This is a genomic window from Microbacterium sp. SLBN-154 (assembly GCF_006715565.1).
GTDB lineage: Bacteria > Actinomycetota > Actinomycetes > Actinomycetales > Microbacteriaceae > Microbacterium.
On sequence record NZ_VFNL01000001.1, the window covers coordinates 172,707 to 197,019 of the forward strand.

Below are 24,313 nucleotides of genomic sequence, written 5' to 3' on the forward strand. Positions count from 1 at the left end.
CTAAGCGGTCGCCCCTGCCGCTCTCCAGGACTCGAACTCGGCTCGACTGCGCTCGCTGAGCGGGTAGTAGTCCGACAGGCGTGCCCCCTGGTCCAGCCGAAGACGGCTGAACTCTTCCCAGTTCTCGTGCTCCTCAGCGGATCGAGCCAAGGCCTCGGCCTTCGATTTGGGGACCACCACTGCACCATCGTCATCGGCCACGACGATGTCCCCGGGCAGGCAAAGCACGCCGCCTGCGGCGACCGGGACGTCGTACGCCCATGGAAACAAGTCGAACTGCGAGGCATAGTGTGGTGTCACGCCAGTACACCAGATCGGCACCCCAAGAGCACGAACTCGTTCCACGTCTCTGATGCGTCCATCAACCACAATTCCGGCACCGCCCCGATGCTTGAAGTACCTTACGAGCATGTCGCCCAGGCAGCCTGTGTACGCGCTTCCATAAGCCTGGATGACGAGCACGTCCCCTTCCTGAACTGTCTCGAGCACCTCCCAGAGCGCCGTGTGCCGCTCGACGTACTCCTGATCGACGCCGCTGGACACATCCTCGCGTTGCGGCATGAACTGCAATGTGAGCGCGGAGCCGACCATCTTCATGCCCTCACGCAATGGGCGCGGACCCTCGATCGCGGTTCGGGTTATGCCCATCCCGTTGAGTTTCGCGCACGCGGTTGCCGCACCCACTGACTCAAGCCGCCTGGTCAGTGTGGGATCGGCCCGCTCGAATGCCGGACCCCTCACCGGGAGGGGCCACACACTCGAAATCGGGCTCGGGAACTCAGACGACATGAGGACTCCAATCGACGGTCTGAAAGCGAAGGTGGGAGGGGTTCCCCACGCGCCGCTTGACATTCAGCTCCATCCGCAGCTCTGAGCGCGCGGACAGCACCGAGATGAATGAATTCGTTCCCACCGCGAAACGGCGAGTTAGTCGTGAAGGGACGGGCAGTGTGTGCGTATGCGGGTCGCCGGGATACCCCGTCGAAACCTCATAGGCCACGTCAGTAATGATGTCTTCTCCGAATGACCCAGCGACCAGCAGCACTTCGCGTGCGGTCTCTGCGAGGTTCACAAGATGCACCGCAACGACGTCTCCCTTCCCGGGCGTGACGAGCGCTGCGACACCGTCGGGAAGACCGGGTCGACTCGGGGAGCCGAAGACCACTCTCGCGTGCGTCAAGCCCCCGTAGTAGACGGCCGGCAAGGCTCCGGTCGTCAGCTGGGTTAGGACTTCGGTCACGACAGGGTTGAGCCGTTGCCAGAAGTGGATGTCGCCATCATCGGGTTCGTCTGGCGACTCCTCCATGAGCGCGACCCGACGCAAGACCTGGCGAATCGCAAAATCGAGCGCGTGCTCCGGATAGTTGGGGTTTCTTCCAGCCAGGTACTCCACCCATGGAGCCTCGTGACCCTGTTCCTCTTTGTCGTGGAAACTGTTCAGCTTCGACCAGTTGAAGCTAGATCGGGCTCGGATCGACTGGAGTCTTTGCCAGTCCTGTTCGTCGCCGGTGATCCACCAGAGCCACACGAAGGGCAAGAGCGGAACCGGGTGGTAATCGAACCACCCCTCGGGACCGCATCTGTAGGGCACGAGGAGATGATCTTGCTCAGCATCTCCCGAACCCTCGCGCTTCGCCCACCGGGCGCCGAGCGGTTCGCCGGAGGCCGCCGGAGGCGCAGAGTCGGTCGCGAACCTCATCACGGAGTCGAGAGTGCTCCGGACGAAGTCGAGTCGTCCGGAAGACCCAGAGATGATGGTCGCGTTCAATCCGGCAACCAGGGTTGCGGGCGCGAGCGACTGCAGCCCGTGAGGCCACGTCCATCCATAGAGGCCGCCGTACCATGCGCCCCCGTGGAGCTCCCCGACGCGACCGCCGGGACCGACGTTGTCGGGGACAAGCCCGCCATTTGCATCAGTGCGCTCTCGCCAGGCATCGACGTAGTCGAGCACCCACTCGGCGTAGCGATCTTCGTGGTTGTAAAGCCACGCATTCGTGCCAAGGGAAGTGGCGGCGAGGTTTATGGCCGTGTCTCCACGACCCAGCCGTTCCTGCATTGCCGCGCCCATACGGCGGGCGGCAGCTGGATCTTCTAAGTCACGCCATTCCGAGATTCCGGCGACATCCCTCAGGGGGAGGCCAAATACCCGCATCCCCGTCTGTGATGCCGAGTACTGGTCCCAGTCGTCCCCAAGGCCCGTACGCGGACCTCTTGACCCCGTGTGCGGAGCCACGATCATGCGCAGATTGGGATCGTAGTTTCCTGTGGGCGAGTCCGGAAGATACAGGTTCGCGAAACGCCTCGCACGAGCCTCGAACTCGGAGTCAGTCGGATCAGCCGCACAAATGCCGTAGAAGAGAGTCGCCGACTCCGCCTGATGGAACCAGTCGTACCCGACCTCGTACTCCTCGTGAAGGAAGCCAAACTCGGTAAGTTGCGCCGTCACCCCGCGCCAATGATGCTTGGCGGCTTCGAGGAGATCGTCGGATCCGCCTAATCGGTACAGCGTCGGCCAGTTGAAGAACGGCTCATAGAAGTCATCGACCCCATCTCGACCGTACATCCGCCCTGAGTAGCGAAGCCGGCCATCTTGCCCGGCGTACTTCAAAGAGAATTGGCGCCAAGCCTGATCGAGCAACGCGAACAGTTCGCGCTCAAGCAGCGCCCACGTCGGAATGCGGTGAAGCCGATAACTCGCCTTTAAACGCCTCATGCTTCAATACCAAATCGTTGATCGATAATCGATAGAACCACCGTAACATCTGGCGAACGAAATGTCGACTCAGACTTGCTCGCCGCGAGCGTGCCTGCCGAACTCGGCGGCAGCGGCGGCCGCTTGGCCCGACCTCAGGAGGGTAACGAGCTTGCGGTGCAGCTCCGCAATCTGCTGGACCCGATGAGCGAGCAGATCGGGGTCGGGGAGGGCATGCTGCGAAAATGTGGGATCGCCAATCACGCGCTGGCTGATCAGCAGCGGCTCAAGCGTTTCCCACAACCTTGTGAGCACAGTCCGCCGAGATGCCTCGACCACGGTCCGATGGAACCGGATATCGAGGAAGCGGAACTCCGCAAAGTCGTCGCGGACAAGGGCTGGACTCATGCGGTCGACGAAGTGATCGAGGAGCTCTAGCTCTGTTTCCGATATGGCATGAGCTGCGAGCCTGGCGGCCTCGGCCTCGATGGATGCCCTCATCGTTCGTGCGACCGCGAACTCGTCCGGGCTGACTTGGGTAACGTAGCTGCCACGTCGGGGAATCGACTGCACTACGCCGACGTGTGCGAGTCGCTTGACCGCCTCGCGAACAGGTGCCTGACTGACGCCGAGCTGACGCGCGACCTCCGATTCGACGATGCGGGAGCCTGGCGCCCGCGATCCGTCGACGATCGAGGAGAAGAGAGTGTCGTAGACCTGGTCGGATAGCAGATCCCTGCTGATCGCCGATTCACCGTGCCGCCCGGAAGTCACGGCTTCACAGTAGCTGCTGGCGAGAGCTTCCCCGTAGTGGTGAGTTGGAGAGGGGCAGGTCGTCGAGCTGAACTCAAGCCGGATCGACTCGACGGACGACGGGCGCGAAGCTCGCCTGAGAACGCTTGATATGGTCCTTCATCAGCCTTTTTGCTCGGACTGGATCCGCCGCCCGGATGGCGTCGACAATCCCTCTGTGTTCGCGCACCGCGACAGCGCTGTCTCCGCCGCTGTAGTAGTTGTGGAATAGTTCGTGCACGAAGTCGGTTCCGTGCGCGGGGACTTGGATGTTCGCAAGGTACAGGCGGTAGAGGTGCATGTGGGCATGGGTCCGCTCGAAAGCCTTTGCGGTCGCCTCGTTGCGACTCATTCGAGCAATAAGCTGGTGAAGTCGATTGTCGCTCTCGGTGAGTTCGCGAAAGGGAGTTTCAGCGTTCGACAACAGGGCTTCCTGGAGTTCCACTTCACGCGTAAGCTGATCGACCTCAGCACCCTCGACCTGGCGCGCCGCCTGGGCCGCGCACCACGGTTCGATCAGGAGACGGAACTGGAAGAGGTCGGTGAACTCCGCCGCCGTGAGCAGGGGCGAGGCGGAGTAGCCGCGGTTGGCTTCCTTGACAAGGAGGCCGTCCGCCTCGAGCCGTGCCAATGCCTCGCGGACCGGCGTGTGGGAGACGTTGTGCGCTCTTGCCACACTGTCGATCGTGACGTGCTGCCCGGGCGCGATCTCGGAATACAGGATTCGCACCTTGAGTCGCTCGTATGTCTCATCGACAAGGTCGACCGCCCGTCGTCCGCTTCGAGAAAACTGGATTTCCGATGCGCTCATCTCTTTACTCACTCCGCCCCCGAATCAGGCCGGGAGCACGGGCGTCACTGTGCCACGGCGACTCGTACGTCGGGCTGGCCGCGAACCGAACCATCGACGCCTCCACGCGCACGCTCGACCGTGCAGGAAGGTCTATTGCCAACCATTTCGTCGGTGCAATCGCATGAGACCGCCCGCCTGGAAGCCTCACACCGTCGAATCGGTGCTCTCCGAAGGCTCCCGCCTGGGTTACAACGGTAGCGGGAAGGTCCTTCGTATTGACCAGTTCAAGAACGACCCCGTCGCTACGGACCTCACTTACTAACGCCGCAACACCATCCGGTAGGCCAGGGCGCTTTCGGTGGGCATCGAAGTGCCTGACGGCGGCGTGCTGGAGTCCGCCGTACGACCCATGGATGTTCGCGCCCATGGTCAGATTGACGAGCGATTCGACGTGTATCGGGGTCAGTTCTTGCCACACATGGATTGCGTTGCCGTCGTGTCGCAGATCGAGGCCATCGGTGAAGTTCTCAGGGTTCGACAAACGGTCAGGGGCGCCCTTCGGCGATCGCATACGCTCCAGCTTCATCGACATGAGCTCTCGATTCGCTTGCAGAGCCTTGATCGGAAAGTCCGGATTACGACCACGGATGTACTCGAACCATGCTAGAGAGTTTGCGAAGTAATGCTTTGTCCGCCCGGACGTGGGCACCGAGACCGATCCCCAGTCTGCCATGCGAGGCACTCGCTCTACTCTCCTCGCATCAGCCTCGTCAAGGGAGACAGACCATAGCGATAGGGCCAGCCGCGGGTCCTCAAGACGGAGGTCCGTCCAGCCCGAGTCGGCGCGCTTGTTCGGCACAAGCCGCCGGCCATCGATCTCCACACCTCGTTCGTGGTATCCGTCCAACTGCATGCGGGCAAAGTCCAAGGCAGCAAGATTTCCGTTGACTAGAGCGAGATTTGCGGCCCCCGTCGAGATCGCACCGAACATGACGTGGAATCCGTGCGGCCACCGCCAGCCGTAGTAGCCACCCCACCATTTTCCGTCGTTATACTCCCCGATTCGTCCGCTTAGGCCGACGTTGTCGGGGATGATTCCGTCATTCTGCGCAGCGAGCGCCTCCCAGCGCCCGACGTAATGTCGGATCCAGTCGGCGAACTGCACCTCCCCCGTCAGCATGTAGGCATGGAGGAGAAGTGTGGTGCTATTCAAGTTCATCGGGACGTCGCCGCGAGCCATGCGCGCGTTGAATCGTTCCAGGATCGCGTCGTACACCTCATCGTCGCTCCATGCCACCTTGCCGGAGAAGTAGTCGACACCTGGAAGGTCCTCGAATGGGGCCGCGTAGTTGTCCAGCACGCCCCGGTGGGTGACGAAGTCCTCTCGTGTCACTGTGTGGCGAGGGCCGTTGCTACCCGTCAACGGCGACGTGAGTAGTCCGGTCTCCGGGTTGAAGTTGCCCAGCGGGCTGGCGGCCGTGTACATGGAGGCGAAGCGATGCGCGCGTTGTCGAAGCTTGAGCGAGTGTGGATCGGCGAGCGGGAGCAGATAGAAGTAGTTGTATCCCTCGCCGTGATGCATCCAGTCGTAGTAACGATCGAACTCGTCGGCGATCTGGCCGTACTCGGTCCATTGCCAGGTGATCGCGTCCCAGACACGATGAGCGTGCGTGAGCAGCGAGTCCGATCCGCCCAGCGCGTATAGAAGCGGGAGATGCATGAAAGCCTCGTACGGATCGTCGGAACCGTCCATTCCCGGCCACGAATCCCGCCATCTGAGTGTTCCGTCGGCTCTGCAGTATCGCTCGACGAATTCCAGGGCGGCCCGATCGAGGTCGTTCATCAGGGCGATCTGGAGCTTCGCCCATTCCGGTACTGATCTGTCGACCTCTGCGGAGCTCGGATCGACAACGAAGGGCTTGTCACTCATTCGACTTCTCTTCCTGACCGTCGCAACACAGACGACGTTCGACAGCTACCCAAGAATTTGATTAAATATCATTCGGGGCCCGTTGATCAAGGGTGCGAACCAACACAGACACGAGACCGCAACCCGGCCTGCATCGCTGCCCCGTTACCGAATCGAGGGTTCATTTGCAGCCAATGTCAGACAGCCTCGGTGACGAAGTCCGAGGTTATCCGGACCTCCAGGCGACACATGGCGTCTCACTGAGTCGCTTAGGCCTTGGCACGGCACAACTGGGCAATCTGTACTCGGATATGGATGCGGCGACAGCTCGCGCCATCGTCACCCTGGCGTGGGACCGCGGCATCCGCTACTTCGATACAGCTCCGCTCTACGGGCTCGGCGCGAGCGAAGCGAAGTTAGGGAAAGCACTCAAAAATTTCCCTCGTCCCAAGTTCACCATCAGCACGAAAGTCGGCCGCCTGCTACACCCGGACGGCGCAGGGTGGAGTTTCGACTTCTCGGAGAACGGCATCCGGCGCTCGCTAGACGGCTCACTACACCGGCTCGGAATGGAATGGGCGGATATCGCCCTCCTGCACGACCCCTCCACTCGCCTGGAGCAGGCAATCCGCTCGGGGTACCCGGCGCTGCTGAAGGAGCGAGAGGCGGGACGTGTCAAGCTAATCGGAGCCGGAACGGCCGACGTCGCTGCACTCCTGCGCATAGTGCGGGAGACGGACCTTGATGTCGTCATGATTGCCGGACGCCTCACGCTGCTGAACGGAGAGGCCCTCAAGGAGCTAGTTCCTCTATGCGAATCACGCGGAGTTGCCATCATCAACGCGGGCGTGTTCAACAGTGGGATCCTCGCCGAACAGCGACCCAACCCAGCATCGCGGTATGAATACCGTCAGGCCTCCCCCGAGATTCTCTCAAGGGCGAGACACATCGCAACCGCTGCAGGCACATTCGGGCTGACCCTGCCTCAGGCCGCACTTCGATACTCAATGACCTTGAGGGGAGTTGCGTCGACCGTCGCGGGAGCGGACTCGGTGCATCAGCTTGCTCAGCTCACCGATCTCGCCTCGACCGACCCTCTTCCTCCGGCCCTTCTCAAGTTGATCCGGGCTTGACCTGGACCACCTTGTCAAGCAAACGTCACGGTGAGACGGCGCGGCGGCCACTTGTGAATCGTCCGGTCTCGTGGAGCGTCTGGTTCGCCGAGCGGATGATGCCAATGCGAGCGCAGGGGGAGTCCGAGCAGATTCGTGAGCGTGCGATGGGGATTATCGCTGAGGCCCGGAATGCGGATTCGAAGCTCTCGTTGAGTAGATCTCAGCTCCTTTGGGGACGGTGCGTGCGACAGGGAATCGACGTCCCCGTCGGCCCGCTCCAGGCAGGGTCCGCTCCACAGCTCAGATTGGGCGTTGCCGCGCGTCGCTGATGAGGAGTGTCGCCTGAGCGGATCGATCTCAGGGCAGCTGCGTGCGACACCATCGATTGGGAGATGGCGGTGTGCTGAGCCGACGCCTGGATCAACTGCGCGCCCTCCGAGGCCTCACCCATCGATCCAGATTAGAGAACCACGCCTTGGGGGAATCTCGTGGACACGGCATGGCGGGCGCTCCGGGCGAGGGAAGGAACGACCCTTCGGCAGCTCCCGGATGTGCGTTGCCATTTCCCGATCGGCACGGCAACCGGCAGCGGGCGGGTGCGGTAGTCCTGTGGCTCGCGAATGGCGCCACTTACCCTGTCGTCGTCGGCCTTTCGAGCACGATTCCGTTATCGATACCACTCCTCGTCGATGCGCGCTAAGCGGCTAAAGTGCACTTCTTCACTGAGCCCGAAGAAGCGCTGGAAGCTCATGACCAACGGTCGCCACCTAGTCGGATCTATCCGGTCTTGATAACCCGGCGCCCGCAGCGCGGGATGGACATGCACGGCCCTGACTGCGATTTCGAAAACTGCCGACTTCCCATCGTCCGTGGGCTCGGCGCGTTCTAGTCCGTGAGCGGCCACAACGCGGCCCTCGAGGGCTACTGGAAACTCTGCGACACGTGGAGGGGCGACCGTGTCGGAAGGAACGGGCGTGAGGTTCGCCCATTCGAACTTGTCTGCTACGAACCGATAGCCAACTCCCGCCTTCGCGTCGGGTACCGGATCTCGACCAGTCGTCAATGCCAAGCGGTCTATCGCGTCGACCTGGTCAACGGATGGAAGCGATATGACAACTTCGCGCGTGCTCAAAAGGTTCTGTGCGGTCTTGGATCTCGTCCCAAGCCCAAGTACCGCAGTCGACCCGAGCCAAAAGACGCTCGACATCGGCGCCAGATTTGGCGCTCCGTCATTGCCAACAGTGCTCAAGACGGCTACAGGTGTACCGAAGTAAAGAATGGCGGGATCCAATCGGATGTGCTCACGAATCTGATGACTATCACTCGTCATTAGTGGACCTTTCTACGGATAACTCAGCTTCCCTCTCACCCGAAGCGATTTCTGGCGGGAATCGGACAATACGTCATTCAGAGTCGCGCCGCTCTCGACCATGACGCCGCCCGGACACTCCTGGCCAGCGACTTCGGAGGCGATTCGACCGTTGACCACCAAACTGGTCGAGGCTGAAACAGCGGTCGACAGCAGATGGGCGCGGACATCTGGTTCGAACCTTGAGGGTGCAATGTGTACCACCGGGCGCACGGTCAGGTGCACAGGGGCCGGTTCGCCGTCGCGTCGCGCGTTCTAGTTCTGGGGCAGGTGATTGCGATTTGGCCCCTGCCCGGATGGCCGAGACGGACTGTCGCTCGCGGGTGAGGGGTTACGGTGTCGACTAGCTTGTCTGCGTGAGGCCGATACGGTGGCGTCAGTGTCCCCTCGCCTGCAATTGTGTCCTGGCGTCGGGTTGGGCGGAGTCGATAACGGGTTTCTCTCGCCTCCTCACCTGCGTGACCACGCTCGCACGGCCCCGACGCCGAAATGGAGTGCTGATCAGTTTCGCTCGGCACGTTAGCGTTGCCTTGCGCGAGCGCGTCGCTGACGCCCATCTCACGATCGGCACCAGCGGGTGGAGAACCGATGGGACGACCGTCGATGACAACGCGTTCGAGCGACGCAGACAAGACCGTTTCGTCGACCCGGATGGCTCTTTCGAGCCGCAGAACGACCATTTCGAAGAAGACCACAGGGTTCTGCGCAGTCGCTTTGCCTTCTCCACAAGCCGAGTCAGCGTGGGTGTGTGTTCGGCGCCGCGGCACTCCCGTTCTCTCATCGCGGAGATGAAGTCGAGTGCACCGAGAAGGCGCTTCACGATCGGGCTGTCCGGAGCGATGGCGCTCCAGAATGATGTGACGTCCTTCATGCGCGCAGGGCGTTCGAGGTACTCGATAACGACCACGGCAATGATTCGCCAGATTGATCGCCAAGGTATCCGGAGAAGGTGCATCAGCCTCATCCTCCCCTTCAATCTCGTCGCGCTGATTTATCTGATCCCCCGCCGGCCAGGATCGCCGAGTAGGCGTTGTCGAGACCATACATTGCCCGGGTGCAGCGTCGATGCGACACCAGTATCGGGCCGCTCGGTGAAGTGGATTCTGCCTAACGTGGTGCTCGCCCAAGGCCCAATAGGGAACGCTGCCGCGACTACTATGCGAGCTTCGCCGGATCGGTCGAAAAGGCTCCACAACAAGGATCTGGAGCCTCGCTTCGATCGCCGCGATCCGTTCTCCGCACGTGGGCGCTCGGGCTCTGCCTCAACGGTACAAGCGGCCGTTCAGCTGAGTTCAGCAACGACACGCGGGACTCCAAGAGTCGCCTGATCTGTGTCAGCGTAACCTGAGCTCCATTTACGGCTGGGTGTATGCACCATGATCACCTGGTCTCCACAGCAGAACCGGTAACCGGTGTGTGAATCGACATGCGCTGTTTGAGACGCCCGCCCTTAGACCACAGCCACGCGACCGGGACCGACACGAGTGTGAGGGAAGCGAAATCGCCGATGGTGAACGTGCCCGCTCCAGCGTGGAATTCTGAACCAGAGTGGAAGTAAAGCCTGTCTGCCGACACCGGTCCAGTGATTCTCCGAAATTCGTATCCCACCACGGAGCTCATGGTCGTCCCTGAGTCGTCGTCGATGACGATTGTTGCGCGCGTGACCCATGCGAACAGCCTCCTCAAGAGCCCTCCTTCGTCATCGAAACCCCGCCATTCGCGCAAACATCGGCGCGTCCGCCCACAAGTGCGGAGCGACGGCGTGGTACGCCCACGCATGCACCCATGCGTTTGTTGTTCGAAGGGTGAGGTATGCCTTGAGGGCTCCGGGACCGAAGTAGGTGATGAAGACGAGCGAGAACGAGACGACAGCAGAGGGAATGGATGAGTAGTCTGTCCACCCGTCCGCGGTGTGCAACGCGGCGTAGGCGACTCCGCCTCCAATCACGGCGGCCGTGGGAGAGCGGGTGATGGCGAGGAGACGAGGGACGATGAGTGCGGCCACGATCACGAGCGTGGGAAGCACGGTACCGACGAACGAGACGGAAAAGGCGAGCAATCCGCCGACGATCAATTCCTCTGGCGACAATGCGAGAAGCTCCTCTCCGTACACCGCTATCTGAACTGCCGACTCCAGTGAGAGCACAGTCAGGATGACGGCGAGGTCGTTGCCCGGTCGTCGCGACGTCAACCACAGATCGCGACGACTGTACCGGCGGCGCATCCACATCAGCGGAAGCGCGACGTACACCAAGAGGTTGTAAGCCGCCCAGCCAATCGCCGCGGATACAGCCACTGACTCGTGCGATGTGTGAAGGGAGCCGGCCAGATGGAAACTGATGGGCCCCCATCCGAGGAATGTACCTAGCGCCGCGCCTACGACCTGAGCAGCTATTGCATAGACGACGATGCCCAGCAGCTCTCGGCGAGCCGTCGCGTTCTTTGGGAGTTCGGCGTACGTCCGCTTGAGCTCAGGTGAGCGGGAGCGGGTGATGAGCCAGGCGACGAACCCAAGTATCGCGACTTCGACGAGCCCGAAGAGGCTGATCGACACCCGTTCTTCGGCGGTCCATTCGGACGGCCGATGAGCAAGTCCGTTGTCCCACCAGACTAGAACCGAAGCCGCGGCAAGCGTCCATCCGCCCAAGGCGAGCACCGTCCAAACGATGGCCGTTCGTGCCCTCCGCGGGCCGGTCGAGACCGACTTGTGCTCTGCAGTCGTGTCATCCGTTCTCAAGAGTTCCCTCCAAACCTCTGGGCTTCATTTATGTCGATCGCCGCCTGCCGGCTTGAGCCGGTTCGGGTAGACGTCGGCATCGCCTCGAGCTTCATTGGAAGCGTCGTTGCCGCGGCGGATCGTCGGCGTTAGCAATTTACATGAAGGTTCATGTATCGTACAGATCCGAATAGGAAGGTGCGATAAGTGAGCAATGCAGTCGACAGCCCCTCAGAGGTAGTCCTCGATTTCTTTAGGACCGCGTTCACCGAGCAAAATCCCCGGGAGGCGGCGCGACGCTACCTGAGCACCGGGTACATCCAACACAACCCATCCGTCCCAGATGGCCCCGAAGCGTTTGTCACGCTCATGGAGGGCCTCTTTGCTCAAGCACCGCTAGCTTCGAGTGAGCTGATGCGGACGATCGCAGATGGAGACCTAGTCGCGCTCCACTATCGCGTCACTATGGCTCCAGGCGATCGGGGGATGGCGGTTGTGGACATCTTCCGCGTCGAGGCTGGGCGAATTGTGGAGCATTGGGACGTCGTACAGCCCGTCCCGGAAAAAGCCGCCAACGCTAACGGGATGTTCTGAGTTCGCTGCGGCGCGGCCGCGATGCACCTTCGCCTCGCGGCCGCATAACCTACCGGAATGACGCTGCGACCGCTTCCCGGCTTCACCGAAGAGGAATCGCTGACATGGTTGACACTTGTGCGGGCGACCATGTGGGTACCGGCATTCTTGGATCATCGCCTTCGGGCCACATCCGGAATCAACCACTTCGACTACGCGCTCGTCGCCACACTCCGGGACCAGCCAGGGCAAGCCATGCCGCTGACCGACCTCGCGGAGGTCACTGGAGGCGAGCTGTCCCGCCTCTCGCACGGCATCAAGCGCCTCAGCGAACGAGGATGGGTTCAGCGTCGCGCCGACCCGAACGACGCTCGCGTTACGCTCGCGATGCTCACGCCGGCGGGCCACGCGGCCGTGATTAACGCCACAGCCGAGTACGTCGCGATCGTCAGGGAGCTGATGCTCGACCAAACGACGACCGAGGAGCGTGAGGAACTGCGAGTCCTTCTGACCCCTATCATCGCTCGGGCCAATCCGCGGCTCCGAAGCAGGAGGTGAGGAAATGCTGCCGAACTACCATTCGTTCTCCCGAGCAACCGCAGTCTCCCGATACCAGTGTGCGGATGGGACGGACCGGGCCGGCCTGCTCGGGCCCGGCACGGCTTGCCAATGTTGGGCAACAGAGACGCTTTCTCCCTTCCGCATCGGTACACGGCTGATGGCGAAGAGCTCGTGACTCTCCGCGGCACATCGGACTAGGTTGATGCGTCAATGTCGACGATGGCAAAGACGCTTCGAATAAAGCACATCAAGACAGAGCGCTGGAACCCCGAGGTAGTGACAGTTCATCGCCTAATCGGGGGCTGGCGACGAGCACCCGCCCCACCGAAGTTCGCGGCGAGCCCCACGCGGCTGGCTCCTGCGGTAGAACCTCCGTGGTTAACGGTGGTTGATTTTCGCTCTTGGCACCGAATGGCCAAGACAAATCATCGACACCCGAATGGCGACTCACCTTCGTAAGTCAACCCGATGATTCGGCGCACGTTGTCGAGAAGGATCAGGCTTTGCAGTGACTGCGACCACGGCATGAGCGGGTGTTGCTTCAGCCCTCGTTGAATGGCGTCCTGCACGGCGAGAGATTGGAGCCACATCCCGCGACCGGCGGGTCGCGAGTCGAATCGCCTCAACTCTCTATCTTCGGCGTCGCGCACGACGACATCTGAAGGCATGTTCCAGCGCGGACCGACGACAAGCGATCCGCGGTCACCTGCGATCACAACCTGGTTCGATCCCACCCCGTCGGCTGAGACTGAGGCGGTGCACATGACCTCGCCGGAATGCACCGAGAGGAAGCTCGTCGCTGCATCGACACTGTTCTCCCTCCACCTCGCTTTCGCCGCGGCCACCGCCCCGGGACCCAGCAGGTCGACCGCGATACTCGTGGCGTATACACCCATGTCGAGGAGGGCCCCTCCGCCGAGAGCGGGATCGAGAAGACGACTTTCCGGCGACGGCGCCAGGGACCGGGAGACGTCGATCGCCATACCACGGACGTTGCCAATGGCATGCTCCTTCAACATCGCCCGCACAAAGGCGAGATGAGGGAGGAAACGCACCCACATCGCCTCCATGCAGAACAGACCGAGGTGCGCCGCACGATCGAAGAGCAGTTCAGCGCCGGATGCATTCATCGCGACCGGCTTCTCGACGAGGACGTGCTTTCCGGCCTCGAGTGCGATCAGGGCGTGGCTGACGTGAAAGGGATGCGGCGTCGCGATGTAGACGACATCGATATCGTCTGATTCACATAGTTCTGCGTAGCCGTCGAACGCCATCGCGATGCCATGATCGCGAGCGAATGCGAGCGCTCGTCGCCCGTCGCGGGACGCGACTCCTCGAACAGCCGCTCCGGCGAGTGGCTGGTCCTCGGCGAAGGCGGTGGCTACTGCACCGGTGCCGAGAATTCCCCAACGCAGCGGCGGCATAGTTCTGATCATATATATTCAAATCATTCGAGAGACCATGACGGCTAGCCTCCCGCGTGCTGGTTCGCGCGCAGGCTAACGTGTGGGGAGTTGCGTCGGAGGGAGACGAGGCGGTGAGCATGACGGAATCGGTCCCGAAGATCGGTCGAACCGATGCGGCGTACGAGGCGCTCCGCGCGAAGATCCTCCGCAACGACATCCGTCCCGGCGAGCATGTGAAGATCGAGCAGGTCGCCCGCGAACTGAACATCTCGCAGACCCCGGTGCGGGAAGCGCTCGCACGACTGGAGGCAGACGGGCTCCTCGCCAAGACCCGCTTCCGTGGCTACACCGCCACCCCTATCCTGTCCGACGCGGAGTTCGAGCAGCTGTTCGAGTTCCGCCAGCTCATCGAGCCGTGGGCCGCCGGGCATGCGGCGCGGAACGCGGGCCCGTCGAGCAGCGCACTCTCTGACGAGCTCGACCGCATCGCTGGAGAGGTCCGCGGTGTCGGTGCCGACATCGAGAGGGAGCGACCCGACGAGGTGTACAGCCTGCTGAGCGACCACGACGTGCGGTTCCACGCGCTGGTGTCCCAGCTGTCCGGTAATCGGCACGTCGCCGACTCCTACGACGCCATGCATTGTCACATGCACCTCTTCCGCAATTATCTCGCGGCCCGTGCTGCCGTAGCCGCCGAAGGCCCCGATGAGCTGGCGAGGTTTGACGGGCAGTACACCACGCAACGCGCCGCGCTGGAGACCACGAACGAGCACCGCGCGATCAGCGCCGCGATCATCGCGGGCGACGAAGAGCGAGCCGCGCGGGAGATGCGAGCGCATGTCTCCCGCGCCGAAGGCCTTGCCCGCGTCCGCATGGCGATCGTCGCCGCCGCGACCCGCGCGGACTAGGCATCCTCGACACCGTTCGCGCGGGCAGCGAACGTCCGGGCCGCGCCGGCGAGACATCGATGCGGATCAGCGGCACCGGAGAGGTAGGCACCGGCGACGTGATAGGCGTCGGGGCGCCCCATTGTCATCCGCTCCGGATGAGGCCCGCGTTCATGAGCCCAGGTGCCCGCCTCCTCAACGTAGTCGCGTCGGGCATCTTCCCAGTACAGGCCGAGGCGCCAATCCCAGACCTCGCCTGGTTGCAGCTCGGCGAGGTGGGCTGTCGCCGCAATCGCTTCTGTGAGGGGCCAGTGCAGACGGCGTGTGACGACCGGTCTGCCCGTGAAGGTCGTCGTGTACACGACTCCGGAGTCGCCTGCCGCTCGCCAGCCGACCTCATGACCCCTCCTCGCGAGGTTTCTTGCCCAGTCGTGCAGCGCGTCGGCGGTCGCCGGCTCGGCCCCCGGCCGGGCGTTGAGGCAGATCCGGGCCCATTCGAAGAGGTGACCGGGCGTGACACCGTACGGCTTGAACTCATCCGACCGATGATTGCGGCCGAAGTCTTTCAACACGCGCCAGGACGAGTCGAAGTGCTCGGGCATCAGCCAGTCATGCGCGGCGGCGATGCGTCCCACGAATCGGTCGATGATCCTTCTCGCCTGATCAGCTCGGTCCTCGCTTCCCAGGGCGTCGGCCGCCGCAAGCAGACCCTCCGCTGCATGCATGTTGGAGTTGGCGCCGCGATAGTCCGGGGCGGTTCCAGGGAATCCGTAAGTGTCGCGCACGACACCCTCCGGGTCATCCCATGCTGACTCGTCGAGGATGCCGAGAGCGTCATCAAGGAGCTCCCCCGCGCCCGGGATTCCTGCGATCGAGGCGGAGGAGGCGGCGAGGATTACCTGCGCGAGCAGATAGGACTGCTTAGCGGTCGCCTCTGAAGAGGCATCCCACTGCCACCCGACCGAGTCCCGGAGAGGGCCGCTGCTCAGGCGGGCCACACCGTGCTCCGCGAGGGCCCCGTAGTCGCCAATTCCAGCCAGGTCGCCTACGGAGAAGACGTGCGTGTAGCGGGCCGTCAGGAGCGTGGTCGTCGGGACGGGACGAACCTGACCTGACTCGGTTAACCACCCGAATCCATCGCTCATCCGGGACGCCGTGGCGAAGCGGAGCAGCCTGGCGAATCGCTCCAGGCGCCAGGTGAGAGAGGGTGCAAGGGCGGGCGCGATGTCGGGCCCGGGTGCGTTCGACTTCACCACAGCGTGTACCCCCCATCCACGAGAAGGACCGAGCCCGTGGCGAAAGTCGAGGCGTCACTGGCGAAGTAGAGCGCCGCGGGTGCGATCTCGCGCGGGGAGGCAACCCTCGCCATCGGCACCTCGTCCGCCCAGTACCGCCGGAACAGCGGTTCTTCGGGGGCGATGCCGTTCTCCGCCACGAATCCCGGGGCTATCGCGTTGACCCTGACACCGCGGTCTGCCCACTCCGCCGCAAGCGACTTGGTGAGATGATGGACACCCGCTTTGGCCGCGCCGTAGGGCGAATGCCATTGTGGGCGGTTCACGATGAACCCCGAAATCGAGCCGAGGTTGATGATGGAGCCGCGGCGTCGCTCGAGCATGCCGGGCGCCACCAGGCGGGACATTCGGAACACCGAGGTCAGGTTCTTCTCGATGAGGTCATCCCACTCGCGCTCCGTCATCGTCTCCGACCGCAGGTTGGAACCACGACCGACGTTGTTCACGAGGATGTCGATCTCACCGTAGGCGTCTTGCGCGGCGTCGACGGTGAGCCGCGCTTGGTCGGGGTCGGTGACATCGCCCACCGCGTATCCGGCGTCCACCCCGGCTCGGTGCAGAGCGTCGACGGCCTCGACCAAGCGCGGCTCCTGTCGACCGGTGATCATCACTCTCGCCCCAGCCTCACCGAGAGCCTGGGCGATCGCGAACCCGATGCCCGACGCAGCCCCGGTGACAAGAGCTGTGCGGTCGGCGAGGGAGAAGAGGTCGAGGACGGTCATCAGTCCGCGCCGCCCTGCGTGACGACCACCTTGCCGCTCTCGCCGCTCAGGAAGGTGGCGAAGGCCTGATCGAGCTGCTCGACCGGGTACGTGTGCGTCAAGAGCTTGCGCACGGCATCGCGGTTGTTCTGAAGGCGATCGAGGTTTCCCGCAAACTCGTTGTAATCGAAGTACTCGCTCCCGAGGATCGAAAGTTCGCGCGGAAGCAGTTCGACACCGACGTCGTCGAACGAGAACCCCTCCTGCCCTCCGACGACCATAAACACACCGTGGTTGCCGAGCAGATCAATGGCCAGTTGCCGAGCGACTTTCTTGCCTGTCGAGTCGAAGGTTAGGTCGACCGCGCCGACTGCCCGAATAGATTCCTCATCCGCAGCATCCAGCGGGTGACCCCCTAGCTCGGCGACGAGGTTCCTGCGCCACTCGGAGAAGTCGCTGACGTAGATGGGGATGTCAGCGGGGAGGATGAGTCGTCCGGTCAGCAACAGACCAAGGCCGATCGGCCCGGCGCCGGCTATGTACACGGACCTCACGTCCTGTCGCTCGTGGAGAGCACGCTTCCACGCGTGTCCGGTCGTGCCCATCGCGTCGAGGAGCATCGTCGCCAGATCGAACGGGACATCGTCGGGAATCGCGAAGAACTGCTGCTCGGCGATGAGTTCCCAGGGTCCGTAGCCGCCATCCGTCGTCATCCCGGTGCTGGCGCGCTTCTGGGAGCACAGGCTGGTGTGACCCGCAGCACAGCTGCGGCACGATCCGCAGTACTCCTTGAAGTAGATCACACCGCGCGTGCCCACCGGGGTCGAGGTGTTCTGTCCAGCGGCAGCGACCTCGCCCGCGGCTTCGTGTCCGGCGACCACCTCGGAGCCGTTGAGGAACTGCTCCCGGTCAGTGCCGCAGATGGCGTTGGCTCGGACGCGGATGAGCAGCTGGCCGGGCCCGGGGTCGGGCCACTCATGCTCGGTATAGGCGATCTGCCCCTGGCCGCGGAAGACAGGTACGAGTGCGCGCTTGGTCATGTGGTTCTCCGTGTTGTGGGATGGGTGGTCGTCGTCGGCGAGACATGGATGTCGGATGTGGCCGGTGAACGCACCGGGCCGGCAGCAAGCTGAATCGTGAGTGCGGCCCGCCTGGCATCAGCGAGGACACGAGTCGCATTGGCCTCGTCCGTGCGCTTGACCCATTCCGTCGCTTCCGACCGCGATCGCCCGAAGGATCGGTGGCGGTCGATCAGCCGGCGGACCCGCTCCCGAGAGTCGACCTGCAGCCACCACACTTCGTCGAGAAGACCGCCCACCGGAGCCCACTGCGGTGTTTCCTGCAAGAGGTAGTTGCCCTCGATGATGACCAGCGTGTGGTCTGCGGTGACCTCGACTGCGCCCGCACGCGAGAGCTCACGGGCCCTGTCGAACTCCGGAGCGAAGACCCGCTCCTGTTGTCGGAGACGGAGGAGCAGATGCTCGAGGCCGGCGGCGTCGAAGGTCTCGGGCGCACCCTTGACGTCCAGCAGTCCCTTCTCCCGCAGGATGGCGTCGTCGAGGTGGAATGCATCCATTCCGATAAGCACCGACGACGGTCCGATGACGCGGGCGAGCGCAGCGGCGAACGTGGACTTGCCTGCCCCTGGTGCGCCCGCGATGCCGAGGACAGCGCGTCGTCGTGCGCGAACGGGCAGCTCCACTGCGCGACGCGCCAGCTCCTCGAGCGATGGGAAGTAACGGATCGTCGTCATGCGGGGAACCCCGCCGGAACGTCGGGATTCCCCGCATCCTCCCAACCCACTCCCACTCCCGTCGGGGCCGAAACCTGGCCCTCGCGGTCGACGACCGACTCGCCGGCGGCCGGGTTGGTGCTGATGAACGACTCGAAGTAGGTGTTGTTGTGAATTGCCATCACCAGATGGCGATGAACGAGGCCGGATCCGTGGACCTCCGCGCGCAGGAGGAACGCATCGGCGAGGTGAGCGATCCGCATCGCACCGGTGATGCCGCCGCGGTGGCTCGCGCTCGTGCGCACAGCGGAGGCACATCCGGCGACGATGAAGTCGGCGGTGTTCATGTGGGCGCCGTCGCTCGTCTCGGCCACGAGCAGAGGCACGGTCACCCTTTCGGCCAGCCGCGCGTAGGCATGCACGCTGAACTCACGCATGGGCTCCTCGTAGTAGAGAAAGTCCTCGTCAGCGAGCGCATGCCCGAGCCAGACCGCTTCCAAGAGGTCGAACCCAGCGGAGCCGTCATACATGAGCGCGACGTCATCCCCGACGTGCCGGCGCAGGGCGCGGGCGAGGCGTGCATCTTCTCGCGCGTCGCCGAACGCGTGCAGCTTGATAGCGCGGAAGCCGAGCTCCAGGCACTGATCGGCGACTTCGAGGTACTCGGAGATTGTCGAGAACGTTGTCGTCGACGCATACGCGGGGATGCTCTCCCTCGCCGATCCGAGCAGCCGGTAAAGGGGAAGACCCGCCGCTTTCCCGGCGAGATCCCAGAGGGCGACGTCCACGATGCCGATCGTGTAGATCGGGAACTCCTCGACCCGGTCGAGCTCCCACAGACGGTGCCAGAGGAGCTCGCGCGCGAGCGCGTCCTTGCCGACGAGTTCCTGCCGGAGGCGACGGTCGATGAGGTCGCGGATGATGAGGCCCCGGTGCGCATATGCGAAGCCGCGCAGTCCCTCGATGGTGCGGATCTCGAGCCACGCAGCCACGTGGGCTCCTTCTGAACCGGGCAGACCCTGGCGCCAGGAGAAGCGTGGCTCCCGAGCTGGGACATCCACCAAGTGGACAACGACGTCCGAGATGATCACGCTGCGAATCCTTTGCCTCGATGGGTTGACAAGGACTTCATATCATATATTCTTGCAACGCGCTCCCCTGCGCCAGAGAAAGGATTGCCCAATGACGCGCATTACCCGAGTCGCGACAGTCGTAGTCGCGGCACTCCTCGTGACCGGCTGCAGCAGCCAAGCTGCAGATCCGAACGAGACGCCCTCCCTGACGATCTGGGTCGACGCCCCCCGCGAAGCCGCGGCCCAGGCGTACGCGGATTCCGTGGAGGGCGACGTGGACGTGACAGTCGAAGTCCGCGACACCAACAACCTCGTCGCCGACATCGGACTCGCCAACCGCGCCCAGGAGGGGTGGCCCGATGTCGCCTTCTCCGGCCAGCCGAACTCCATCGCTCAGCTGAGCGACCCTGACAACGGCTTCGCGGCACCGGTGAACGACCTCGTTCCAGCGGACTTCCTCGACGCCTTCGGCAGCGCCAACGTGATCTGCGAGGCCGATGGATCGACCTACTGCCTGCGGAACGACCTCGCGCAGACCGTGCTGTGGTACGACGTCCCGACCTTCGAGGAGCTCGGACTTGAGGTGCCGGCCACGTTCGAGGAGTTCGCAGAAGTCGCCCAGACGCTACAGCAGAACGGCTACGTCGCAGGAGCGGTCGGCGACAACGCCGGCTACACCGGCTTCTTCGAGTCGAGTGGATGCACCTTCACCGACCTCGACGGCAACGTGCTCCCCGTCAACCCCGACGCTCCGGAGTGCCAGCGCGTAGTGGAGCTGATCGACCCGCTCCTCGACTCGGGCGCGCTGGACCGCCGATCGCCTTTCGACGCGGGATTCGTCGCCGACGTGGCTCAGCAGGGCAAGGTGGCGATGCAGATCGGCCCTTCGTGGTTCGGCGACTTCGTCTACACCCCCGAGGACAGCTGGGGCGTCGAGCCCGGCCGCACGGGAGCTGCCGCCATGCCGATCTGGGACGGCGCGGAAGAGCCGTACTCCGGTCAGTGGGGCGGTGGCTACTGGGTCATCTCCAGCCACAGCGAGTACCCGGATGCCGCGGCCGACGCTGTGGAATGGATCCTGTCCGACGCAGCGACTGTCGAAGCCGGTCCCACCTACCCCGCCTACGGACCGTCGGCGGAGATCTGGGGGGCGAAGACGGCCGCCAACGACTTCTATGCGTTCGACATCATGCCGGTGCTGACCGCTCAGGCCGCTGTCTTGAACCCCGCGACGAAGTCCGTGCTGTTCGACATCGATGCCGCCTACAAGGCGGAGCTGGCGGCCCCTATCACTGCAGGCGAAAGCGCAGCCGATGCGCTGCAGGGCTTCGCTCAGGAGGTGCGCAACCTCGCCGAGGAGGCAGGTTACGACGTCAACGACTAGGAGCCGCAGCGGTGGGTCGGGCGTTCCTCCTGGCTCCCGGCCCACCGCGCACGATTCAATCAGAAGGGGTGATCGATTGATCGCCGACACAAATCTCGCAACCACGCGAGCGCCCCGCCGGGACAGTTCCGCCGCACCCAGACCGTCAAGGCAGCGAGGCCGCAGTTCCAAGATGCGGACTCGGTCCAGGGTTGCCGGAATCATCCTCTTTCTGCCGTTTGCAGCACTGCTTGTGCTTTTCGGGATGGTTCCCGTCGTGATGGCGTTGCTGACTTCGTTTCAACCCACGCGCGAGAACCCCGATGGCGGTTTCCAGAACTACGTTGACGTGGTCACCGACTTCCGATTCCTCCCCGCCGCGCTGAATGTACTCACATTCCTCGCGATCTACTTGCCGGCGATGCTCATAATCGTGACGATCATGGCAATGCTGCTTGACGCCTACAAGTCCAAGTTCAACGCGTCACTCCGGCTGGCCTTCATTGTTCCCAGTGCGATCTCGGGGTCCGTCGCCGTACTCGTCTGGTACTTCATGCTCGAGCCGACGCTTAGCCCATTTCGCGGCGCGCTCAACGCAATGGGGATAACGCAGGCCTCCCAGATTTGGAGCCCCGGAAACCTCGCCTGGATTTTTGCCCTCATGGCTTTCGCGACCGGCGCCGGAAACTGGATCGTGATCCAATACGGATCGCTACAATCCATCGACGACGAGCTGCTCGAGGCGGCGAGGATCGACGGCGCCAACGCCTTGCAGCTCGCAGTCCGAATCAAGCTGCCGCTGATCCGAAAGTATCTCGTCTACATGGCTGTCCTGACTTTTGCGGCAGGCGTCCAGGTTTTCGTCGAACCGCAACTGATTAGCGCCGGCGTCTACGAGGGTCTCGCCACCGACTGGGCTCTCAACCAGGTGGGCTATTCCTTCGCCTTCACCAATAACGATTTCGCGGGTGCAGCCGCCCTCAGCTTCGTCTTGTTCGTCGTCTGCCTGCTTGCAGCCCTCTACCTGATCTTCGGCACCGACTTTTTCGAGCGCCGCGAGGAGGAATAGTGATTCGTTCCAAAGTCTCAGCCGCGGGCTTGCGGGTTGTGCTCTTCGCCGCGGCAGCCCTCAGCGTGATCCCTATGCTCTGGCTGGTCCTCGCGCCCTCCAAGCCCCGGTCAACGTTCTCGACGTACGCTCCCCTAGCATTTGGCAGCTTCGAGAATTACGGCGTCGCTTGGGCGAACCTCATGTCGTTCCAGGACGGGATCGTCCTGCGGTGGGCGTGGAACTCAGTCTGGTACACCGCCGCGATCGTCGTCATCGCGACCGCCTCGGCTGTTGCCGCCGGTTACGCCCTGGCGGCGACCGCGATCCCATTCCGACGGACTCTCGTAACGATCACCCTAATCATGATGCTCGTACCGTCGGTCGCTCTCGTCCTGCCGCTGTTTCTGCAGGCCACCGCCTTGGGGCTGTACAACTCCCCGTGGTCAGTGATCCTCATCAGCGCACTGAACCCATTTGGGGTGTTTCTCGCCTACATCCACTTTTCCACGGCGGTACCCCGAGAACTCTACGAAGCTGCTCGCCTCGACGGGGCGACGGAAATGGGCCTATTCGCCCGCATCGCCGTTCCGCTTTCGCGCGGAATATCGGCGATGATTGCGTTCTTCGCCTTTACCGCCGCGTGGGTCAACTACTTCTTGCCCTACGTCTTGCTGGGCAGGGGCGAGAGCTACCCACTGCCCGTGGGGCTCGGAGTTCTGTTCAGCGCCACACCCGCGCTCACGCCGGCGGCCGGCACGAACACCCTCCCCATCGGCCGCCCTGAGATCGCACTCGCGGGCCTGGTCGTAGCGTTGCCGATCCTTTTCGTGTTCCTCGCCTCATCCCGACTCCTCACGCGCGGCGCGTTCGCCGGCGCGGTCAAGAGCTAGCGGAACCGTGGTCGGAAAGTGACGCATGTTGCTGTCGACTCACCGATCCAGCTGTGGGATCTGACGAAAGGGCACTACGCGTGGCTGGCGCCGTCCGAGCGTTCCTTCAGCCGCACCTTCACCGTGACGAACGTCTCGGTGTTGCTCACTGCCCAGCCCGTCCACGTCGTGATCTTCGTTCAAGCGGCCGAAGAGAACGCGGAGACTGACCGACTGCTCGAGGACGCCCATCAGGACTTCCCCATGCTCGGGATCGTGGCCCGCCGTCCGCTCGATCAGCCGACGGCGTCCACGAGGCTGACTAACGCCGCTGAACGACGCGGACTTGTGCCCCGAACGCTCAGCCGCGGCCGGGCCGGCCTTTTCTTTCTCGCTGACCCGGGGGTGGATGAGCCGGGGACGCTGAAGCGACTTGGCATTCCGTTCGAAACCTTCGGCCGGAAGCGCCTCAGTTGGGGCGGCGACTGGGCCGTCTCGCTCAACGCGGGACCGTACGTTCCGGCATGTCGAGGCTTGCGCGCAACCCTCGACGGGTTGGACCCCAGCGCGTTGCGCCTGATCCGGGAGGGACCGGCGCCTCGCTTCTCCTCCCTCTCCGTCCGGGAAGGAAAAGGCCGGTGACCTCTAGGCCCACGGGCGAGACACGGGTTCGTCGCATCGCCGCCGTCATCGGTCTACCGCCGGAGAACCGCGACGAGTACGAGCGGCTCCACCGTGAGGTGTGGCCGGCCGTCTTGGAGCGGATCGCGCTCAGCCACATCCGAAACTACTCCATCTATCGGCACGGCGACACGCTCTTTTCGTACTTCGAGTACGTCGGAGAAGACTTCGAGGCAGACATGGCGGCGATGGCGTCAGACCCGGAAAGCCAGAGATGGGTGTCAATCTGCCATCCCCTACAGCGCCCCTTCCCCGAGCGCGGCGAAGATGAATGGTGGATGCGCATTGATGAGGTGTTTCACACTGACTGAGCTTGTGAGACCGGTATCGGAATAAGCTCCTGTCCGGGATAAGACTCAAGCGTCGAGCCGTCGTTTCCACACCTGAGGAGCCGTCTCGGCGCGGGCGTCGGTGCACGCGCTACGATTGCTGCTGAAGTGCGCGCCTGGCGTCAGACCGGGCTGGGTCAACAACCTCAGTTGCTTGCGGGCCTGCAGGGCGGATCCGGGCTGGCCGGGCATTGCATCCAGCTACACGCGGAACCTCTCATGAACCCTCGAGGAGAGTCACGGGCTCCGCAGTCGTCGCCGTCTCAGACATTCTGGGCCCGATGCCGGGGTGGCCGAAGAGAGCCGGGATGAGCGCGACCGCCGGCTGACGGGACACCGGCCGGTCCCTGGTCAGTGGGCACCGTCTGAGGTGACTCGAGGACGTCCCGCCGTTCCTGCATCGATC

22 protein-coding genes are annotated in these 24,313 nt (G+C 63.4%); 9 read left to right on the forward strand and 13 right to left on the reverse strand.

From position 1 onward, the window contains the following. From FBY40_RS00905 to FBY40_RS00925, 5 genes are all read right to left on the reverse strand, one after another. A complete protein-coding gene (locus tag FBY40_RS00905; RefSeq protein WP_327437024.1) occupies positions 1-852 on the reverse strand; it encodes a ribonuclease activity regulator RraA in 852 nt (283 codons plus the stop codon). Further along, a complete protein-coding gene (locus FBY40_RS00910; RefSeq protein WP_141935636.1) occupies positions 779-2,563 on the reverse strand; it encodes a hypothetical protein in 1,785 nt (594 codons plus the stop codon). The genes FBY40_RS00905 and FBY40_RS00910 overlap by 74 nt, the downstream gene beginning before the upstream one ends. Before the next feature lie 219 nt (positions 2,564-2,782). Next, entirely contained in the window at positions 2,783-3,466 is a 684-nt protein-coding gene (locus FBY40_RS00915; RefSeq protein ID WP_141935638.1) for a GntR family transcriptional regulator, read from the reverse strand. Positions 3,467-3,539: 73 nt separating this feature from the next. Then, the gene (locus FBY40_RS00920) at positions 3,540-4,295 is read right to left on the reverse strand and encodes a GntR family transcriptional regulator (RefSeq protein ID WP_141935641.1); all 756 of its coding nucleotides are present in this window, start codon (positions 4,293-4,295) and stop codon (positions 3,540-3,542) included. Between the two features lie 4 nt (positions 4,296-4,299). Then, a complete protein-coding gene (locus FBY40_RS00925) occupies positions 4,300-6,207 on the reverse strand; it encodes a hypothetical protein (RefSeq protein ID WP_141935642.1) in 1,908 nt (635 codons plus the stop codon). Positions 6,208-6,380: 173 nt separating this feature from the next. Between FBY40_RS00925 and FBY40_RS00930 the strand changes: the two genes are divergently transcribed. Beyond that, a complete protein-coding gene (locus tag FBY40_RS00930) occupies positions 6,381-7,319 on the forward strand; it encodes an aldo/keto reductase (RefSeq protein WP_141935644.1) in 939 nt (312 codons plus the stop codon). A gap of 649 nt (positions 7,320-7,968) precedes the next feature. On the opposite strand, the gene FBY40_RS00935 is transcribed toward FBY40_RS00930, so the two are convergent. Both FBY40_RS00935 and FBY40_RS00940 read right to left on the reverse strand, forming a co-directional pair. Next, entirely contained in the window at positions 7,969-8,631 is a 663-nt protein-coding gene (locus tag FBY40_RS00935; RefSeq protein ID WP_141935645.1) for a flavin reductase family protein, read from the reverse strand. 1,738 nt (positions 8,632-10,369) lie between these two features. Continuing rightward, positions 10,370-11,224: a hypothetical protein gene (locus FBY40_RS00940; protein WP_141935647.1), complete on the reverse strand. Its 855-nt coding sequence runs from the start codon at positions 11,222-11,224 to the stop codon at positions 10,370-10,372. A 369-nt stretch (positions 11,225-11,593) separates the two neighbouring features. On the opposite strand from FBY40_RS00940, the gene FBY40_RS00945 reads away from it, so the two are divergent. Both FBY40_RS00945 and FBY40_RS00950 read left to right on the forward strand, forming a co-directional pair. Beyond that, positions 11,594-11,980: a nuclear transport factor 2 family protein gene (locus FBY40_RS00945; RefSeq protein WP_141935648.1), complete on the forward strand. Its 387-nt coding sequence runs from the start codon at positions 11,594-11,596 to the stop codon at positions 11,978-11,980. Positions 11,981-12,037: 57 nt separating this feature from the next. Next, complete coding sequence (locus FBY40_RS00950) at positions 12,038-12,517, forward strand: MarR family winged helix-turn-helix transcriptional regulator (protein WP_141935650.1); 480 nt, start codon at positions 12,038-12,040, stop codon at positions 12,515-12,517. 428 nt (positions 12,518-12,945) lie between these two features. Here FBY40_RS00950 and FBY40_RS00955 read toward each other — a convergent pair whose 3' ends face one another. Beyond that, the gene (locus FBY40_RS00955; RefSeq protein ID WP_141935651.1) at positions 12,946-13,956 is read right to left on the reverse strand and encodes a Gfo/Idh/MocA family protein; all 1,011 of its coding nucleotides are present in this window, start codon (positions 13,954-13,956) and stop codon (positions 12,946-12,948) included. 107 nt (positions 13,957-14,063) lie between these two features. On the opposite strand from FBY40_RS00955, the gene FBY40_RS00960 reads away from it, so the two are divergent. Then, positions 14,064-14,834, forward strand: coding sequence for a GntR family transcriptional regulator (locus FBY40_RS00960; RefSeq protein ID WP_141935652.1), 771 nt, complete (start codon positions 14,064-14,066; stop codon positions 14,832-14,834). Here the strand turns inward: FBY40_RS00960 and FBY40_RS00965 are convergent. The 5 genes from FBY40_RS00965 to FBY40_RS00985 are packed head-to-tail and all read right to left on the reverse strand — an operon-like array spanning position 14,831 to position 19,533. Then, entirely contained in the window at positions 14,831-16,066 is a 1,236-nt protein-coding gene (locus FBY40_RS00965; protein WP_141935654.1) for an AGE family epimerase/isomerase, read from the reverse strand. The genes FBY40_RS00960 and FBY40_RS00965 overlap by 4 nt on opposite strands. Continuing rightward, positions 16,063-16,830 (reverse strand): SDR family NAD(P)-dependent oxidoreductase, encoded by a 768-nt coding sequence (locus FBY40_RS00970; protein WP_141935655.1) that lies wholly within the window; start codon positions 16,828-16,830, stop codon positions 16,063-16,065. The genes FBY40_RS00965 and FBY40_RS00970 overlap by 4 nt, the downstream gene beginning before the upstream one ends. Then, the gene (locus FBY40_RS00975; RefSeq protein ID WP_141935657.1) at positions 16,830-17,849 is read right to left on the reverse strand and encodes an alcohol dehydrogenase catalytic domain-containing protein; all 1,020 of its coding nucleotides are present in this window, start codon (positions 17,847-17,849) and stop codon (positions 16,830-16,832) included. Before FBY40_RS00975 ends, FBY40_RS00970 begins: the two co-directional genes overlap by 1 nt. Continuing rightward, on the reverse strand, positions 17,846-18,562 hold the full coding sequence (locus FBY40_RS00980; RefSeq protein ID WP_141935658.1) for a nucleoside/nucleotide kinase family protein: 717 nt from the start codon (positions 18,560-18,562) through the stop codon (positions 17,846-17,848). Before FBY40_RS00980 ends, FBY40_RS00975 begins: the two co-directional genes overlap by 4 nt. After that, positions 18,559-19,533 carry an enolase C-terminal domain-like protein gene (locus FBY40_RS00985; RefSeq protein ID WP_200829903.1) on the reverse strand — a complete coding sequence of 325 codons (975 nt, stop codon included), beginning with the start codon at positions 19,531-19,533 and terminating at the stop codon, positions 18,559-18,561. The genes FBY40_RS00980 and FBY40_RS00985 overlap by 4 nt, the downstream gene beginning before the upstream one ends. 190 nt (positions 19,534-19,723) lie before the next feature. Between FBY40_RS00985 and FBY40_RS00990 the strand changes: the two genes are divergently transcribed. The 5 genes from FBY40_RS00990 (at position 19,724) to FBY40_RS01005 (ending at position 23,889) form a co-directional block, all read left to right on the forward strand. Beyond that, positions 19,724-20,998 carry an ABC transporter substrate-binding protein gene (locus tag FBY40_RS00990; protein ID WP_160141319.1) on the forward strand — a complete coding sequence of 425 codons (1,275 nt, stop codon included), beginning with the start codon at positions 19,724-19,726 and terminating at the stop codon, positions 20,996-20,998. Between the two features lie 244 nt (positions 20,999-21,242). Further along, positions 21,243-22,046 carry a carbohydrate ABC transporter permease gene (locus FBY40_RS00995; protein WP_160141320.1) on the forward strand — a complete coding sequence of 268 codons (804 nt, stop codon included), beginning with the start codon at positions 21,243-21,245 and terminating at the stop codon, positions 22,044-22,046. A gap of 74 nt (positions 22,047-22,120) precedes the next feature. Next, on the forward strand, positions 22,121-22,918 hold the full coding sequence (locus FBY40_RS01000; protein ID WP_141935664.1) for a carbohydrate ABC transporter permease: 798 nt from the start codon (positions 22,121-22,123) through the stop codon (positions 22,916-22,918). An 18-nt stretch (positions 22,919-22,936) separates the two neighbouring features. Continuing rightward, complete coding sequence (locus FBY40_RS17390) at positions 22,937-23,539, forward strand: hypothetical protein (protein WP_200830084.1); 603 nt, start codon at positions 22,937-22,939, stop codon at positions 23,537-23,539. Beyond that, positions 23,536-23,889 (forward strand): L-rhamnose mutarotase, encoded by a 354-nt coding sequence (locus FBY40_RS01005; RefSeq protein ID WP_235014408.1) that lies wholly within the window; start codon positions 23,536-23,538, stop codon positions 23,887-23,889. Before FBY40_RS17390 ends, FBY40_RS01005 begins: the two co-directional genes overlap by 4 nt. Positions 23,890-24,313 lie beyond the last annotated feature (424 nt).

Bases quoted from the DNA above. Each gene is read 5' to 3' on its own strand.
- FBY40_RS00955 (WP_141935651.1), bottom strand. From the start codon at position 13,956: ATGATCAGAACTATGCCGCCGCTGCGTTGGGGAATTCTCGGCACCGGT.
- FBY40_RS00930 (WP_141935644.1), top strand. From the start codon at position 6,381: ATGTCAGACAGCCTCGGTGACGAAGTCCGAGGTTATCCGGACCTCCAG.
- FBY40_RS00935 (WP_141935645.1), bottom strand. From the start codon at position 8,631: ATGACGAGTGATAGTCATCAGATTCGTGAGCACATCCGATTGGATCCC.
- FBY40_RS00950 (WP_141935650.1), top strand. From the start codon at position 12,038: ATGACGCTGCGACCGCTTCCCGGCTTCACCGAAGAGGAATCGCTGACA.
- FBY40_RS00975 (WP_141935657.1), bottom strand. From the start codon at position 17,849: ATGACCAAGCGCGCACTCGTACCTGTCTTCCGCGGCCAGGGGCAGATC.
- FBY40_RS00905 (WP_327437024.1), bottom strand. From the start codon at position 852: ATGTCAAGCGGCGCGTGGGGAACCCCTCCCACCTTCGCTTTCAGACCG.
- FBY40_RS00995 (WP_160141320.1), top strand. From the start codon at position 21,243: ATGGTTCCCGTCGTGATGGCGTTGCTGACTTCGTTTCAACCCACGCGC.
- FBY40_RS00980 (WP_141935658.1), bottom strand. From the start codon at position 18,562: ATGACGACGATCCGTTACTTCCCATCGCTCGAGGAGCTGGCGCGTCGC.
- FBY40_RS00990 (WP_160141319.1), top strand. From the start codon at position 19,724: ATGACGCGCATTACCCGAGTCGCGACAGTCGTAGTCGCGGCACTCCTC.
- FBY40_RS00970 (WP_141935655.1), bottom strand. From the start codon at position 16,830: ATGACCGTCCTCGACCTCTTCTCCCTCGCCGACCGCACAGCTCTTGTC.
- FBY40_RS01000 (WP_141935664.1), top strand. From the start codon at position 22,121: ATGCTCTGGCTGGTCCTCGCGCCCTCCAAGCCCCGGTCAACGTTCTCG.
- FBY40_RS00925 (WP_141935642.1), bottom strand. From the start codon at position 6,207: ATGAGTGACAAGCCCTTCGTTGTCGATCCGAGCTCCGCAGAGGTCGAC.
- FBY40_RS00960 (WP_141935652.1), top strand. From the start codon at position 14,064: ATGACGGAATCGGTCCCGAAGATCGGTCGAACCGATGCGGCGTACGAG.
- FBY40_RS00910 (WP_141935636.1), bottom strand. From the start codon at position 2,563: ATGTACGGTCGAGATGGGGTCGATGACTTCTATGAGCCGTTCTTCAAC.
- FBY40_RS00920 (WP_141935641.1), bottom strand. From the start codon at position 4,295: ATGAGCGCATCGGAAATCCAGTTTTCTCGAAGCGGACGACGGGCGGTC.